General features: G+C 58.5%; 10 protein-coding genes, 1 pseudogene and 2 riboswitches. Of the genes and pseudogenes, 4 read left to right on the top strand and 7 right to left on the bottom strand.

Annotation, left to right across the window (positions count from 1 at the left end):
- Window positions 1–2: 2 nt before the first annotated feature.
- The 5 genes and pseudogenes from CQ015_RS19320 to CQ015_RS08510 form a co-directional block, all read right to left on the bottom strand.
- Window positions 3–1,283 (bottom strand): annotated as a pseudogene (locus tag CQ015_RS19320) (MFS transporter); the annotation flags it as partial.
- 111 nt (window positions 1,284–1,394) lie between these two features.
- Window positions 1,395–2,114, bottom strand: a complete 720-nt coding sequence (locus tag CQ015_RS08525; protein WP_105649864.1) for a 2OG-Fe(II) oxygenase — start codon at window positions 2,112–2,114, stop codon at window positions 1,395–1,397.
- Window positions 2,115–2,165: 51 nt separating this feature from the next.
- Complete coding sequence (locus CQ015_RS08520; protein ID WP_105649863.1) at window positions 2,166–2,915, bottom strand: class I SAM-dependent methyltransferase; 750 nt, start codon at window positions 2,913–2,915, stop codon at window positions 2,166–2,168.
- Window positions 2,912–4,249: a hypothetical protein gene (locus CQ015_RS08515; protein WP_146114039.1), complete on the bottom strand. Its 1,338-nt coding sequence runs from the start codon at window positions 4,247–4,249 to the stop codon at window positions 2,912–2,914. Before CQ015_RS08515 ends, CQ015_RS08520 begins: the two co-directional genes overlap by 4 nt.
- A 22-nt stretch (window positions 4,250–4,271) precedes the next feature.
- Window positions 4,272–5,246: a ThiF family adenylyltransferase gene (locus tag CQ015_RS08510; RefSeq protein WP_105649861.1), complete on the bottom strand. Its 975-nt coding sequence runs from the start codon at window positions 5,244–5,246 to the stop codon at window positions 4,272–4,274.
- A 1,107-nt stretch (window positions 5,247–6,353) separates the two neighbouring features.
- On the opposite strand from CQ015_RS08510, the gene ggt reads away from it, so the two are divergent.
- A complete protein-coding gene (gene ggt, locus CQ015_RS08505; protein ID WP_105649860.1) occupies window positions 6,354–8,177 on the top strand; it encodes a gamma-glutamyltransferase in 1,824 nt (607 codons plus the stop codon).
- Window positions 8,178–8,260: 83 nt separating this feature from the next.
- Here the strand turns inward: ggt and CQ015_RS08500 are convergent, their stop codons facing one another.
- Window positions 8,261–9,664: an LLM class flavin-dependent oxidoreductase gene (locus tag CQ015_RS08500; protein ID WP_105649859.1), complete on the bottom strand. Its 1,404-nt coding sequence runs from the start codon at window positions 9,662–9,664 to the stop codon at window positions 8,261–8,263.
- 64 nt (window positions 9,665–9,728) lie between these two features.
- Window positions 9,729–11,063, bottom strand: a complete 1,335-nt coding sequence (locus CQ015_RS08495) for an acyl-CoA dehydrogenase (protein WP_105649858.1) — start codon at window positions 11,061–11,063, stop codon at window positions 9,729–9,731.
- Between the two features lie 16 nt (window positions 11,064–11,079).
- Window positions 11,080–11,180: riboswitch (SAM riboswitch) on the bottom strand.
- A gap of 265 nt (window positions 11,181–11,445) precedes the next feature.
- Window positions 11,446–11,553: riboswitch (SAM riboswitch) on the top strand.
- 150 nt (window positions 11,554–11,703) lie between these two features.
- On the opposite strand from CQ015_RS08495, the gene acs reads away from it, so the two are divergent.
- The 3 genes from acs to katG all read left to right on the top strand — a co-directional run bounded on the left by acs (window position 11,704) and on the right by katG (window position 16,544).
- Window positions 11,704–13,668: an acetate--CoA ligase gene (acs, locus tag CQ015_RS08490; protein WP_105649857.1), complete on the top strand. Its 1,965-nt coding sequence runs from the start codon at window positions 11,704–11,706 to the stop codon at window positions 13,666–13,668.
- A 147-nt stretch (window positions 13,669–13,815) separates the two neighbouring features.
- Window positions 13,816–14,268 carry a Fur family transcriptional regulator gene (locus CQ015_RS08485; RefSeq protein WP_105569773.1) on the top strand — a complete coding sequence of 151 codons (453 nt, stop codon included), beginning with the start codon at window positions 13,816–13,818 and terminating at the stop codon, window positions 14,266–14,268.
- A gap of 95 nt (window positions 14,269–14,363) precedes the next feature.
- Window positions 14,364–16,544, top strand: a complete 2,181-nt coding sequence (gene katG, locus CQ015_RS08480) for a catalase/peroxidase HPI (RefSeq protein ID WP_105649856.1) — start codon at window positions 14,364–14,366, stop codon at window positions 16,542–16,544.
- The last annotated feature ends 36 nt before the right edge of the window (window positions 16,545–16,580 follow it).

Raw genomic sequence — 16,580 nt, 5'->3', positions numbered from 1 at the left:
ATTTAGAATCCTAAACTATTCTGTACCTGCGAGTTCGGCGGTTCGTCCTCCACGGCGAGGGCATTGCGGAGGTCGAATGAACGAATTCCTCCGCGAGGGAGGAGCCAGATAACTGCCGTTGCGAGGCCTACCGCCGCGATGTAGAGAGTTAGAGTCCCTCCCATAACGGTTGCTAACAGGCCGCCGATAATTGCACCCACAGGTTCGACTCCAAGCGTTAACCAACGGATCGCGGAAGAAACACGTGCGATGGAGTTAGAGGAAGTTAACGCCTGCTTGATGCTTTCGCTCATAACAAGATTTACCACTATCGCGAATGACCATACGAGCTGAGACATAGCGACTAGGGCAAATACAGCCCACTCGTTCTGGGTGTTCATGGCCAGAGGGACCAGTAGCGCGGCGCCGGCAGGTACAACCAAGGAAATACAGAACAGGACGCTAGTGCGGCAGCTTCCCATCAGCCGCCCTGCGATTACTGCGGATACTACTCCCCCGATGCCGCCAGCCACACTGGCTAGACCAACAAACAATGGGCTCAGTCCCAGATCACGCACAAGATAAAACGTGTATACCCCGAAGAAGACTGATGTGAAGAAGTTAAAGTGCGCTGCTGCGAATGTGATCGAGCGAAGAACCGGTTGCTTCAAGATGAACTGAAGCCCAGACAAAAAATTGACTTTCTCTTCTTTCATGGTCTCAACAGCTTCTACCTTGGACGACGCATCAACCGCTGCCGGTCGAATGTTGAGCAAAAGTAAGGAACTCACAAGATAGCTGACTACATCAAGTAGGACTGCGAACGGTGCGCCAATGATCTGTACCAAGAGTCCACCGAGACCGGGCCCCCCACTTCGGTTACCGAGGAGCTACCCTCCATGTAAGAATTCACTGCTGGCCAGCTCTTCCGGTCAAACGTCGTTACCACAGTTTTGGAAAGAGCACTCTGATAAAGCAATGTCCCCGCACCCACAACGAACACTGCAATAAATACGTGGGTGAACGTCAGTGAAAAGAAAAAATAGGCTATTGGGATGCTAACCAATGCGACTGCACGAAGGAAGTTCGCGATCAACATCGCCGTTCTCCCGCCGACTCTGTCTGCATATATTCCGATGAAGAGCCCGAATAGAAGAACAGCTAGGGATTCTGCGGCCTCGAGTAATCCCATCTGGAAGACAGTTGCGCCCGTTATAGTAAGCGCAAGTAGCGGTATAACAACGAGACTCGTATTTGTACCAATAAGAGCGACAGTGTGTGCACCCCATAGAGCGCGGAATGATTCGTTTTTAAACATGTGTGTATCAGGTCCTATGACTGTAAACGCAAACTAAATTGTGCGGTCGACGGCAGTTGCCTCGAAGCGCAAGAAGCCTCGGCCTGAGACCTGCAGACTAAGCCGCAACAAAATGGGTGGCTATCGAGAATCTAGTCCACGTCACGGATTGCATTCTGGCTACTTGGTGGTTGTAGCCTTGCTTTATTCGCAGCGCCGCCACAGCACCTGCGTGTGGTTGTATTACATATGCATCACCGCCAGGCCCTTCGACCATAAGCTCCCCACCGTAACCGTAACGCCATCCTGGAGCGAGGAAGAAAACGAGACCGAACCGGCGATCTTCGTAGTTGTCTGCATGCCTTCGCAGGTAGTGCCCCTGCCGATATCTCGCTACATCTGCTGACTTGAAACGGACGGCCTCACCGAATGCACTGCTTAGTGAGGAGGCCACTTCCTCAGATTTGAGACCAGAGATAAGCCCACGGAGAGCCAATGCGTCTGCCGGGACCTCACGAAGGCAATCGCTCATTGAAAATTGTTCCTCCGAAGAAAGACGCCCAAACTCCTGGGGCGAAACCCGCTGCACGGTTTGGTTGCTATGCAACTGCCAAGCCTCTTCTTTCCAGTCTTGGATCGCGCGCATCTCTTCAAACAGAGACCTAGATGCCACTGGCGGAAGGCCAGACAGGCTGCCAGCCACTCCGTTTTGTTCCGGCCCAAAGCCACTAATAAGGGCCAAACTGTCTTCACGACTCAACATTTCGATCACTGACTTACGGACTTCTAAACCGATTGCCCTCGTAGTACCAAGAACTGATGAAGTTTCGTTGCTCATATCTTCCTATCTTCTGGTTCTCTCGCGTGAGAGGATCTGTTAGTAACGTGCTTACTCGGCGGGACGACGGACAACCCAGAGTTGCTCTGCGGGCCATCGTTCTGCCCATGCCCTATCTAAGTGCTCACGAAAATACGTGCCGCCATCGAGCGGCGCTTTCAGTTCCTCGAGCCGAAGAACTACGAAGCCGGCGGCAACAAACATCTGCACCCATGCGGAATAGGAATAACTAAAAACTACGACTTCGCCGGTGGATTTCACGGTAGAGGGCAACCACGGATTCAATAGCTTATTCTCGACGCTTCCGGTCTCACCGTTTAAGCAAGCTTGAAGTAGAGGTGAGTACACGCAGATGGCAAGCAACCCTCCTGGCTTGAGGACCCTAAATGCTTCCCGGAGGAGCACCTCGGGAGGAGAGAAATCGAAGGCGCCATGGTCCGAGTATGCAGCATCAAAAAAACTATCCTCGAAAGGTAGTCTTTCACTGACCCCGTGCACATATTCAGCACGTTCATGTGGAATTGCGTTGTCTAGTTGACGAGCAGACAACTCGATACCCCATACGTCGAAACCCATATCGGCGAAACCAACGACGTCGTGACCGATTCCACACCCAAGGTCCACCACCTTTCCATCACTAGGCAACAATGACGTAAGCACGTCCATCTCACTCTCAGCAATATGCCATATACCCCAGGAAGGGTGCATTCCTGGGTTTGCGTGCTCAGGGTGTCCTTGTAAATAAAGTTCACTGTTGTGGTCCCAGTAGTTCTGATTTGTCTCTACGTAATTAAGGCTCATCCTGGTACCGTTCTTGAACAATTGGGGAGATTTGAAAGATAATTCGTCCAGCCAGATACCGGCGATGAAAAGTGTGAGAAGCGCGTCCTAGTTATGGAACGCAAACGCACGATTGGGAATATCGCAAGTTCTCCCTCGATAATAGTGCTCGCTTCACGAAGCAACTCATGCCTCTCCGCTACACCTGCCGCGGCAATAGCTCTAACGGTCTGTTCCAGTTTCTTGCCCATGGAAACGTCCATTTCACTGTGCTGCAGATAGGGCAGAATCATGGAAATCGGGTCAGGCCACGGGCTCGCCCTAAGCACAAGTCGAAAGCAGTCGGCATTTGAGGCGCCCTGACCCTGAAGGTAGTCTTCGTAGGTCTGAGCAAACGGAAAGAGATCGAGGCCTAATTCCCTCTTCAACTGCGTTGCGACTGCATACGCTAACTGCTCGTTCGGCGAGAAGTCAGGGTAGACTAGTAACCACTGTCTGCCCAGCGGAGGGCGGGGTGCGTCGGACAATCGTCCCACAGATCTGCCAACACTCCCCTCATCCAGCCACATGTCCGTCGCCGCATTCAAGGGTTCGACTAGCCCGTGCAGATCACGCGCTATTTCGTCGCGGTCGATCGCCGCGCTTATACAACCTACAAACTTCTTGTCCATGCTGATGGGAAGCACGATGTCGACCGAGATATTCAACGGCTGTACATGGAGACCAGCACGTTCGTCGGTGTCTTGCCAACGATCTATTGGGTATGTTGTCGAGCAGGTTAGCGAAGTGATTCCTTCGTCGAACATGCGTTGGCCATCTTCAGCATTATCAGCGAGGACGAACTCTATCGCAGGCGAATCACCATTCGGACGAAACACAGCACGACGTGGCGTGAGTGTTTGAACTTGAAATGACCCAGTACTCGTTTGTGGCTCTATTCGCTCAGGAGCGAAAACAGGGTTCGAGAGCACCGCTGGCAAATCCAAAGGCAATCTTGTCTTGAAACTAAGGGTTTTCGGCCCGAGCACTTGCACTTGCTTCAGAGGCCTTAACAAGAATTTGAATGGCGACGACGCAGCTATTGATCGCATTTGCGTAAGTACGTCGTTTGCGAAGATACCGTCGCCGTTAGTCCACAGTAAGTCATCATCAAGTTCGAGCTGCCAGTTCAGATCATCGTGCCGTGTAGCTTCCCGCACGAGAAGACCACGTACACCAGCATCATCTTGAGACTCAGTAAAGAGCGGACTGTTCAATTGTCGGGAGAATAAAAGGGACGTAAAATCGCGTGATTTATGACCGAAAGTCGTCGGCATGACATCAGTCTCGATCTTGATCGTTGAATCCTGCTGCACTGATGCGCCCAAGCAAACGGAGTCACCCATCGTTGCCTTCGGCATCGACTACAAGGCCTGACTGAAAATTGACATTTCGTGTGACATTGTACTCCACATTTTTGTGGTCTCCGGCTAGATGATGAATGGCTTGAGCGGCCATAAGGCTGGAGATTAGGGAATTAGTTGGACCGAAAGAGTAAGGTACGCCGCTTCTTTCCTCTACGGTACCGTCCCGATGTGGGAATTTTGGCTCCTGAATGGAACGCTCTGGGCAATACACAGGCCCGTAGAATCCCCGTCGCAGCCCCACTCCTCCAAAAAGACTAGGTACGCCTGATTCCCAACAGCTACGGGTGACTAGGTCCGACCCGTACCCTATAGGCATGTCGAGGCAAATTACTGCCAGATCAACCGAGGAGCCACTCAAGGCGTCCCATGTATCCGACTGAGAATCGATGTATTGATTGATAGCTGTTACTTTCGCTTCCGGACGCTTCGTCAACACATATGTGGCCGCAGCTTCCGTTTTTGGTCGACCGATGTCTTCCAGCCGATAGGCGTACTGGCGGTTGAGATTGTCGAGATTCACGCAATCCCCGTCGATGAGGATAAATTTCTCAACCCCGGCACCTACGAGGTGCTCGAGAATGTTGACCCCGGTACCTCCGAGACCGAAGATAGCTACCGTTGAATTACGGATAGCACTCTGGGCAACTGTTGGATGTTGGACGAAGTTTGCCAGGTATCCAAGTTGCCTGGATTCGATTGCGGGTGCGATATCGCGGGGTAGAGAAGTAAATAGATCTGCAGCTTCGAGGGCTCGAACCAGCTTGTTGGACCATAAACGCTTCAGGGCTTCCTCAAAGTTGACCGCATTGCCTGCGGCCAGACCCTCAACCCATATCATGTCCTCATCACTAAGACCACGGAACAAGTATCGTTTGGTTTCTCCTACGATGAGCAGGCCTTCGGTAACTCGCATAGTCCGATGCCCAGGCTTCAATACAACTTCCATACAACCTCCAGACGACAGTGAGGGCCCGACCCAAGGTGGGCCGGGCCCTCATGTGTTCACATTTAGCAGCGGTGAACCATCACAGCTTCGCTGTCAACAGAGTCGAACTCTTCAATGGTGAAGACGTCTTCGGTTGTGGTCTTGGTGATTCTTTCCATGAGGTTCTCCTTTGTAGTCCAAAATGACTTTCTAAATATTTCATAGCATGTGACAAATAACAATAGGTCGAGGACACTTTTATTGCCGTCAGAGGTTTATTTTTAAGTTCTACAGAAAAACCGCAAGTAAGAGCAAGCGCAATGAAGTCAGCTATTCCCGCCAAATAGATGCACCTTGTGCGTGACGGGAACTGAGCTGTCATGCTTTTGTGAAACACGCGTTTGTAGGAGAATGAGTGCATGTCCAAACGTCAGAAGTTCACCCCGGAATTCCGTGCAGAAGCCCTGTCTGTCAGGGGTGAGTGAGACCACCAATTCATAGCAAGCTCCCCTCGCCTGGCAGGTGCTCGACATCAATGCAGTCTAGGACAACAGAAAAATTTAGCTAATTAGCAAGTCGATTTTGATTACGCCATTAGAGCCGCAGGCGCTGCTACTCTGGTCTGACATCGGGATCAGAAAACTTTGTACTCGGTGTACTTTTCCCACGCACGGGTTATCTGACTTCCCTTAGTCAATGTCGTCGAACGTTGGCAGCTTCCTAATGGCTTCCCGAGCAATCAACGTTGCTCCCCCCGTCATCATCTCGACACGCCGCCGGATTCGACTTCATCGCAAGAGGCAGCGATAATAAGGTTTTGCAGCGATAAATTCAGTCTCGTTACTTTCTTCGTCAACTCCGACTTGGCACTTGCGCCGTAGCGCTCCCCATCCAGCCAATCTGAGACCTCCTCCCGCATTGGCAGATCTCTAGGCTGGCCATCCTCGCTCAGTGATCTGCACCGCTGCAAGCGCTCGCCCCGGGCTGCGAACCCGACGCTAGGGAAGGCTTCACCTGAGCGTAATGAGCGGCAAGCATACGCGGTGATGCGTGTCACAGCCCTTGCCTCAGGTGGTTCTCCCGTAAATTGGCGCTTACTTCATCCCCACCTTTTCAGGAGATCAAAGTATGTCACGAGCAAGTACGAGAGCTATCGCCAGTGCCGCGGCACTGGCGCTGGGACTGGGAACCTTCACCGCCTTTCCGGCAAGCGCCGACCCCAGAGCGACCGACAAAACACCTACGGCCAAAGGCAGCGGCGGCGCAGTTTCCTCCGTAGACCCGGAAGCAACCGCCGCCGGAATCGAGATTCTGCGCAAGGGCGGCAACGCGGTTGATGCGGCGGTCGCAACGGCGGCCGCGCTAGGCGTGACCGAGCCTTATAGCGCGGGCATCGGCGGCGGCGGCTACTTCATGTACTACGACGCGAAATCCGGAAAAATCAGCACCATCGACGGCCGTGAAACGGCTCCGGCAGCAATGCCCCGAGATGCCTTCATCGATCCGGAAACCGGCGAGCCCTACAACTTCACTCCCGAACTGGTGACCAGCGGTGTGGCGGTCGGCGTGCCCGGCACCCTGGCCACCTGGCAGCGCGCACTGGATAATTGGGGTTCCCAAAGCCTGAAAAAAGTTCTGCGCCCAGCCACCCAGGTAGCTTCACGCGGCTTCGTTGTCGATGAAACCTTCCGCGAACATACCCTGGATAACAAGGAACGCTTCGCGGCCTTCGGCTCCACCAGCGAGCTATTCCTGCCCGATGGCGATGCGCCGCACGTTGGCAGCATCTTCAAGAACCCGGATCTTGCCCAGACCTACCGGTTGCTGGCGAAGCAGGGCCCCTCGGCGTTCTACCAGGGCGAGATGGCCGAAGAAATATCGCAGACGGTGCAGGCTCCGCCCACGGCCGCGGACACCGAGCTCCCGGTTCCGGCCGGCTATGTGAGCACCGCCGATCTCGCGGACTACAAGGTCGTGGAGCAGCAGCCAACCCAGGTCAGCTACCGCGGCCTCGATGTTTTCGGCATGGCGCCATCCTCCAGCGGCGGAACCACCATCGGTGAATCGCTGAATATTCTCGGCGAGTTCGACCTCGCCGGCATGGAACGGCCCACCGCGCTTCACCACTACTTCGAGGCGACAGCACTGGCCTATGCCGACCGCGGCAAGTTTGTCGGCGATCCGGCCTTTGTGGATGTTCCCACCGAAATCCTGACCGACAAGCTCTTCGGCGTCGACCGGGCGTGCGCGGTAAACCCCGAACAGGCCGCGGTGAAGCCGGTAGCTCCGGGCAACATCGAGGGCTATGACGGAGTGTGCCCGGCGGCAACCAGCGAACCGGTGGTTGAGCAGGATACCGAGAACATCTCCACCACCCACCTGTCGGTGGTGGACCGCTGGGGCAACGTCGTCTCCTACACCCTGACCATCGAGCAGACCGGAGGTTCGGGCATCGTGGTGCCCGAGCGCGGCTTCCTGTTGAACAACGAGCTGACCGATTTCTCCACGGTGTACGATCCCGCCGACCCGAACCGGATCGAGCCGGGCAAGCGTCCGCGCTCCTCGATGGCGCCCACGATCGTGCTGCGCGATGGCGAACCGATGCTCGCCATCGGCTCACCCGGCGGCTCCACCATCATCACCACGGTGCTGCAAACCCTGGTGAACCGCATTGACCTGGGCATGGATCTGAGCGAAGCCATCGCGGCCCCCCGCGCCTCGCAGCGCAATACCGCGGCGGTGACGGCGGAGCCCGAATTCATCGAGGCCTACGGGCCGGTCCTTGAGGCTTTCGGGCACAAGCTCACCGCCGCCGGTGATTCCTTCACCCCGCAGGCTGAGATCGGCGCGGTGGAGGCGGTGGAAATCGCCGCAGACGGGACCTTGATCGCCGCTGCCGAGCCAACGCGTCGCGGCGGCGGTTCGGCCATGGTGGTGACCCCGGCCAAATAGCCATTAAAACCAGCAGGTCCCCGCGGAATTCAACATTTCGCGGGGACTCGCTGGTTCTGCGCTATTGCTTGATCTACAAGGACCTAGGCCTTGGTGGCCAATCGGTTGGAGATCTTGTACTGGGCTGCGCGGTGGGTGTCCTTCACGCGGTCCCCGGCGCCGAACAGCTTGTGGCGCAGCGAGCCCTCGGTGTATTCGGTCTTGTAGACCCCGCGGGCCTGGAGTTCTGGCACCACGTATTCCACGACATCCTCGAAGGTGCCTGGAGTGACCGCATAGGCGAGGTTGAAGCCATCTACGTCGGTGTAGTCCACCCAGTCGATGAGTTTCTCGGCTACCTCGGCACCCGAACCGACGGAGACCGGGCCGAATCCGCCCACGCCGATCCATTCGGCCAACTGGCGGATGGTCCATGGCTTTCCGTCATCCCCGCTGGCCTTCTTGAAGGTTTCCACCGAGGACTGGATGGCGTTGGACTTCACGTCGTCGCCGATGACATCGTCTGGTCCGTAGACGGACATGTCGATGCCGGTCCAACCGGAAAGCAATGCCAGCGCGCCGTCGATATCCACGTAGGAACTGTAGTCCTCGAACTTGGCCTGGGCCAGCTCAGAGCTTTCACCGGTGATGATGGTCTGCATGGCGAAGATCTTGATGTCGTGGCGGTCGCGTCCGGCGGCTTCGGCAGCGTCGCGAATTTTGGCGACCGCTTCCTTGAGCAAATCTCGCGTTGGGCAATTCACGAAGATCGCTTCGGCGTTCGACGCGGCGAATTCGGTCCCGCGCTTGGAGGCGCCGGCCTGGTAAATCACCGGGGTACGCTGGGTGGAAGGCTCGGTAATCGCGATGCCTGGAACCTTGAAGTACTTGCCCTCGTGATTGATCGGGTGCACTTTGGAATGGTCGGTGTAGACGCCGGATTCCTTGTTGTTCTGCACCGCGTCCTCTTCCCACGAACCTTCGAGCAGCTTGTAGACCACTTCGAGGTACTCATCGGCGTGGTTGTAGCGCTCGTCGTGCTCCATCTGGTCTTCCTGGCCCATATTTCGGGCCGCCGACGGCAGGTAGCCGGTGACCACATTCCAGCCGACACGGCCATTGGTCAGGTGGTCCAGGGTGGCCAGGCGGCGCGCGAAGGCATAAGGGTGCTCATAGGCGGTGCCGGCGGTGACGCCGAAGCCGAGGTTCTCGGTGACCGCGGCCATCGCGGAGACGAGCATCATCGGGTCATTAACCGGCGCCTGGGCTCCGCTGCGCAGCGGAGTCTCGTTGGTGCCCTTGTAGACGTCGTAGGTGCCCAGCACGTCGGCGAGGAACAGCCCGTCGAATTTGCCCTTTTCCAGCACCTTGGCCAGGTGGGTCCAGTAGCCAAGGGTGTTGTAGGTCGACGCCTTGTCATCCGGGTGGCGCCAGAGGCCCGGCGACTGGTGCACCACGCAGTTCATATCGAAGGCGTTAAAAAGGATTTCGCGCTTGTTCTCGCTCATTGGTGTGCCCCTATCCATAGAAGAAATCTGGTAAGTCTAAAAATCTGTGTTCGAGGAGTGTTGCCTAGCTGCCGGCGAACCGGTTTGCTCCGGTTACCGTGCCGGTGACGGACAGCCGTTGGGGCTGCACGCCGTTGATCTCGTAGTCCCCCACGATGCGCGCCTTGTAGATCGCCGGATTGTGCGTCGCGATGGTTCGGGCGTTGCGCCAGTGGCGGTCCATATTGCAGCTATTGCGGGTGGAAGATGCACCCAGCGCGTCGAAGAGCTTGCTGGTCGCACCGATGACCAGCGGCTGCACGATCGTCTGGGCACGGTTTGCCGCCAGTTCGCACACGGCAAAGCGCTCCTCGGCGTTCAGGTTCGCGTCGGCCATGGCCGACTCGACCTCCAGCACCGCGCCCATGACCACGGACTCCGCGGCGAAGATTTCGGCGGAAACCTCCCCGACGAGCTGCAAGACCTGCGGTTCGCGGTGCACCGGAACTCCGGTGCCGGTGCTGAAACTGCGGGTACGCGCCTGCACGGAGGAGCGCAGGTCGTTCAGTGCCGCCCGTCCGATTCCGGCCTGTACCGCCATGAGCACGAGTTGGAAGATCGCGGCTTCCGGATCCGTGGGATCCTCCGGCATGAAGGTGTCCACCGGAACTTCGTGGAATTCGGTGCTGCCGGTACCGGTGAGCTGTTGGCCGAAACCATCCCAGTCATCGAGGATTTTCACGCCGCTGTGCTGGGTGGAAACTACCGCGATCTGGCGCCCTGGGAGCTGTGGGTGCGCCACCGCTACGGTGGTCCAGTCGGCGAAGATGGTGCCGGTGCAATAGAACTTCCGCCCATTGACCAGCCAGCGCGACCCCTCCTCGGTGACCTTGGTGTTGAGCAACCCGAGGGCGTTGCCGCCTTCCTCGGTGTAGGCGTTGCCCACGATCTGCCCGGAGCTGATTCGGGCAACCCATTTGCTACGGAGCTGCGCATCTTTCAGTCGCACCGCATTTTCCACGAAGGCAATATGCGCGCGCCATAGCTGAGCCACATGCGAGTCGGCCTCGGCTAATTCGATGAGCAACCGGAAGACATCGCTCAAGCGCGCCCCATGGCCGCCGTCGGCAACCGGCAGGCGCAGCGCACCGAAGCGCTCACGGTTCAGCAAGCCAACCTGTTCGAAAGGCAGGATCCGCTGCCGGTCGCGTTCCCTTGCACCGGCGGCGATCTGTGCGAACACCGGACGGAAAATGCCGGCAAGCCGTTCATACTGCTCGTCAGCGCCGGGGCCCGGGGTGATTTTCAGCAGCTGCCGGGTAGGAAGTTCCTGTGGAAGGTCGTCAAGCTCCACCGCGCTACCCGCAATAGACGGGTCGCTGAGCGCATTAAAGTCGCCAGCGGGATCGCCAAATGACATCGAAAGTCCTCAATTCTTTCCATCGGTCCTGGCTGTAGCACCGTCCCGCGCCAATATTTAGGTGGGTGGTTGCTGCGACGTCGACGAGCCAGATCTCTCGGTCGCTCTGGATGGTTCGTAATCATTTGTAGCCTGAGGTCTACTTCGTCCTCAACCCGGTTAGTCACATTTCGTCGTGCACGGATGGAGATTGAAATGCATCAAGGACAGCACTTGCCTAACGCGGCCGAACACAATGCCTAGCGTTTAGCGATTTTTCGGCCAAATACGCGATTAGTGAAATAAAAATCGAAACATCACGATGATGTGACGCATCTATCGAATATTTATCATGTTACGAAAGATTTGCATTGAAATCGTTCGAAGGCCTGTAATAGTCGTGTAACCATCCCGAGCGGCTAAGAGATCTGGCTCTGTGACGCCGCAGCAACCACCACCCACGGTTAATAAACCAAACGGTGACCGGTGCTACCGCCAGGAACGATGGAGATGATCATGGCTTTCATTTCGCCTTGCCCGCAACGGCTCGCTATGCGACATTGCACTTTCTTGGCGTTCCCATAAAGTACCGCGCACCCACACGCTCAGTGCGCCTTCCGCTGACTCGAAATTAATCGCCCTAAACTTTTCAAGGACCGCAATGACCACCACCGAATTGGCCAGTACAAATCAGCCCTCCAGCGCCGAGGCACGCCAGGAGTTCTGGGACGAGGCGGCGAACCTGCTTGACTGGGACACCCCATGGCACACCACCAGCCAGATCATCCCGGCAGACGCACAAGCCAAGCGCGGCCCGCAGATCTCCTGGTACCTGGGGGGCAAGCTCAACGCCGCGGTGAATTGCGCCGACCGCCATGTGGCAGCCGGCAACGGTGAAAAGGTCGCCCTCTACTTCGAGGGCGAGCCAGGTGACCGCATCGCGGTGACCTATCGGAACCTCCAGGAGCGCGTCAGCCAGGCGGCGAACGCCCTGCAGGAGCTCGGCGTGGCCAAGGGCGACCGCGTGGTCATCTACCTGCCGGTGCTTATCGAAACCATCGTCATCACCCTGGCCTGTGCACGCATCGGGGCGATCCATTCGCTGGTCTTCGGCGGCTTCTCCGCGGAGGCGTTGAAGTTCCGGGTGGAAGACACCAAGGCCAAGCTGCTGGTCACCACCGACGGCCAGTTCCGCCGCGGCACCTCGGTTCCGGTCAAGGCCAACGCAGACCTTGCGGTATCCGGGGAAAACAGCATCGAAAAGGTTCTGGTAATCCGCCGGACCGGGGATGAGATCCCGTGGACCGCCGGACGCGACGTGTGGTGGCACGAGGCGGTGGAAACCCAGTCCACCGAGCACGCGGCGCAGGCTTTTGACGCCGAGACGCCGCTGTTCATCATGTACACCTCCGGAACCACCGGTCAGCCCAAGGGCCTGGTGCACACCACCGGCGGTTACCTGACCCAGGCCGCGTACAGCCACAATCTCCTGTTCGGCAACCCCGACGAATCCCAGCGCGCGGGCGACGTGCACTGGTGCACCGCAGATCTGGCTTGGGTCACCGCGCACACCTACGAGATCTACGGCCCGCTGGCCAACGGCGTCACCCAGGTGATCTACGAGGGCGTGCCCAACGCACCGCACCCGGGCCGCCACTTTGAGATCATCGAACGCTACAAGGTCACCAGCTACTACACCGCGCCGACCCTGGTCCGTTCGCTGATGGGCTGGTTCCCCGAAGGGGTTCCCGCCGACTATGACCTGTCCTCGGTTCGGGTGGGCGGCACCGTGGGCGAGGCGGTCAACCCCGAGGCGTGGCGCTGGCTGCGCGCTCAGCTGGGGCGCGGCACCCCCGGCGGCATCCCGATGGTCGATACCTGGTGGCAGTCCGAGTCCGGCGCGACAGTCCTCTCCCCGCTGCCTACCGACGAGCACTTCAAGCCCGGCTGCGCTTCGCGGGCGCTGCCCGGCGTTTCGGTGGACATCGTGGACGCCGCCGGCGGCCGCGTGGGGCCCAACGAGCAGGGAAATATCGTGATCACCCAGACCGGCCCGTCCATGGCCCGCACGGTCTGGGGAAACCCGGAACGCTACTACACCAGCTACTGGGAGCAGTACGCCGCGCAGGGCTGGTTCCTGGCCGGGGATGGCGCGCGTTTCGATGAGGATGGGGATATCTACATCCTGGGACGCACCGATGACGTGATCAATATTTCCGGGCACCGGCTGTCCACCATCGAGATCGAATCAGCACTGGTCACCCACCCAGGCGTGGTCGAGGCGGGAGTCTGCCCGACCCCGGATCAGCAGACCGGGCATGCGGCTACCGCGTTCGTGGTGCCGCTGGATGCCTCGCTGGTTGCGGCGCAACCCGATGCGCAGACGCTCGCCCGCCAGCAGCAGTTCATCGCCGAGCTGCGCGCAACCGTCACCACGCAGATCGGACCGATCGCCAAACCACGCGATATCGTCCTGGTCCCCGATGTGCCCAAGACCCGCTCGGGCAAAATCATGCGCCGCCTGCTGACCCAGCTCTTCGAGGGCACCAAGCTCGGGGACACCACCAGCTTGCAAAATGAACCATGCATTGCCCGGCTCAACGAGATCTGCCGCGCTCGTCCCTAGCCGCCAATGAATCTGGCCGACCTTCATCCGCAATTGCGAAGGTCGGCCAGATTCGTTTAACCGCTTCTGACCACGAATTTTCAGCGGAGCGAAAAGACACGAGTAATTATCTTGACTCATTCAAAATAAATAGGGCAAGCTAGTACCATGACAACATCCGAGGGAATCGAGAAGGTGCTGCGCGAAGCATCGATGCGGGTCACCCGACCGCGCGTCGCGGTGCTCGCCGCGGTGACAGCTCATCCCCACGCGGATACCGAAACCATTATCGAGGCAGTGCGCCAAGAACACCCGCTGGTATCCCACCAGGCGGTCTACGATTCGCTGAAGCTTCTCACGAACCTTGGACTGCTCCGCCAAATTCAGCCCCACGGGCATATCGCCCGGTACGAAACCCGCGTAGGGGACAACCACCATCATGTGGTGTGCCGCAATTGCGGAACGCTGGCAGACGTGGACTGCGCCGTCGGAGCCGCACCTTGCTTGCATGCCTCGGATCACCACGGTTTCAGCATCGACGAGGCAGAGGTCATCTATTGGGGACTCTGCCCGGACTGCCAACAAGCCAAGACAGCGCAGCCGGCTACGGGAACTGTCTGAAAAGAAGTACCGCAAGGAACTAATTTTCGTCTCCGCGGGCCAACGGCGCACGGAGACGGAGTACCAAACCAATCCCTTATCGGAAGGAAGACTACATGTCAGAAACGACTGCAGGTCAGTGCCCAGTAGTAGGAGCCGGACGCGTTCACCCTACCCAGGGTCATGCGAATACCGAATGGTGGCCAAATAAGCTCAACCTGAAGATTCTTTCGAAGAACCAGGAAGCCACCAACCCGCTGGATCCCGACTTCGATTACATCGCTGCCTTCGAGGCGCTGGATCTTGCTGCCGTCAAGGCCGATATTGCCGAGCTGATGACCAAGTCCTACGACTGGTGGCCAGCTGACTTCGGTCACTACGGTCCGTTCTTCATCCGCATGGCGTGGCACGCGGCGGGCACCTACCGCTCGCATGACGGCCGCGGTGGTGCAGGCGCCGGTCAGCAGCGTTTCGCGCCATTGAACTCCTGGCCGGATAACGTGAACCTGGACAAGGCACGTCGCCTGCTATGGCCAGTGAAGAAGAAGTATGGCCAGTCGCTGTCCTGGGCAGACCTGATCGTGCTGACCGGCAACGTGGCCCTTGAAGACATGGGCTTCGAAACCTTCGGTTTCGCCGGCGGCCGCAAAGACGTTTGGGAAGCTGACGACGACATTTACTGGGGCCCGGAAAAGGTCTGGCTGGAAAGCGAACGCTACACCGGCGCACGCAATCTGGAGGCACCGCTGGCAGCAGTCCAGATGGGCCTGATCTACGTAAACCCAGAGGGTCCAGATGGCGTGGCAGATCCATTGGCCTCGGCCATCGATATCCGCGAAACCTTCCGCCGCATGGGCATGGACGACGAGGAAACCGTCGCGCTGATCGCCGGCGGCCACACCTTCGGCAAGACCCACGGCGCCAGCGCCGAATCCCACAAGGGCGAAGACCCGGAGTCGGCTCCGCTGGAGATGCAGGGACTGGGCTGGAAGTCCACCCACGGCACCGGACACGGCGATGACACCATCGGCTCGGGCTTGGAAGTCACTTGGACCTACCACCCAACCCGTTGGGACAACGAGTTCTTCCACATCCTCTTCGCCTACGAGTGGGAGCTGTTCTACTCCGAGGCCGGCGCGCAGCAGTGGCGCCCGAAGGACGGGGCAGGCGACGACATGGTGCCAATGGCCCACAACGCAGCCGCACGCCGCGAACCACGCATGCTGACCAGTGACCTGGCGCTGCGCTTCGACCCGATCTACGGTCCGATCTCCGAGGAGTTCAAGAACAACCAGGAGAAGTTCGCCGATGCCTTCGGCCGCGCCTGGTTCAAGCTGACCCACCGCGACATGGGCCCGAAGTCCCGCTACTTCGGCCCAGAAGTTCCGGCAGAGGACCTCACCTGGCAGGATCCCTTGCCGGCAGCACCGGAGGTCACCCTGGGTGACACCGAGATCGCCGCGTTGAAGTCCCTGATCGCCGAATCCGGGCTGTCGGTTCAGCAGCTGGTTTCCACCGCGTGGAAGGCCGCAGCAAGCTTCCGCTCCTCGGACAAGCGTGGCGGCGCCAACGGCGGTCGCATCCGTCTGGAACCACAGGTTTCTTGGACGGTGAACCAGCCTGAGCAGCTCAAGCCGGTCATCGCGGCGCTGGAAAGCATCGTTGACGAATTCAACGCGACTTCGGCCGTGAAGGCTTCCTTCGCCGACGTTGTGGTTTTGGCCGGCAACGTAGGTGTCGAGCAGGCAGCGCTGGCCGCCGGCCAGCAGCTAAGCGTTCCGTTCACTCCGGGGCGCGTTGACGCAACCCAGGAGCAGACCGACGTGGAGCAGTTCGCCTGGCTGGAGCCGGTAGCCGACGGCTTCCGCAACTACGATTCGGGCTTCCTGCAGCTGCCTTCCGAGTACCTGCTGCTGGACCGCGCCAACCTGCTGGGCTTGACCGCCCCGGAGACGACCGTGCTCCTTGGCGGCCTGCGCGTACTGGGCAACAACTGGGACGGTTCGAACACCGGTGTCTTCACCGATACCCCGGGCGCGTTGACCAACGACTTCTTCGCGAACTTGTTGGAGCTGGGTCTCGAGTGGACCCCGGACGCCGAGGAGAAGACCTACTCGACCACCGACGGCCGCTGGATTGGCAGCCGCGTTGATCTGGTCTTCGGCTCGAACTCCGAGCTGCGTGCGCTGGCCGAGGTTTACGCCGCGGACGATGCCAAGGAGAAGTTCGCCAAGGACTTCGCCGCAGCATGGGCCAAGCTCATGGATGCCGACCGCTTCGAACTGCGCAATAAGTAGTTTCTAGCCTCATGACGATGGCCGCCACCCCTTGCG

This window comes from Arthrobacter sp. MYb221, assembly GCF_002979835.1.
GTDB lineage: Bacteria > Actinomycetota > Actinomycetes > Actinomycetales > Micrococcaceae > Glutamicibacter.
Note: the sequence above shows the minus strand (reverse complement) of the source record. Positions and strands in the feature narration are given on the sequence as shown.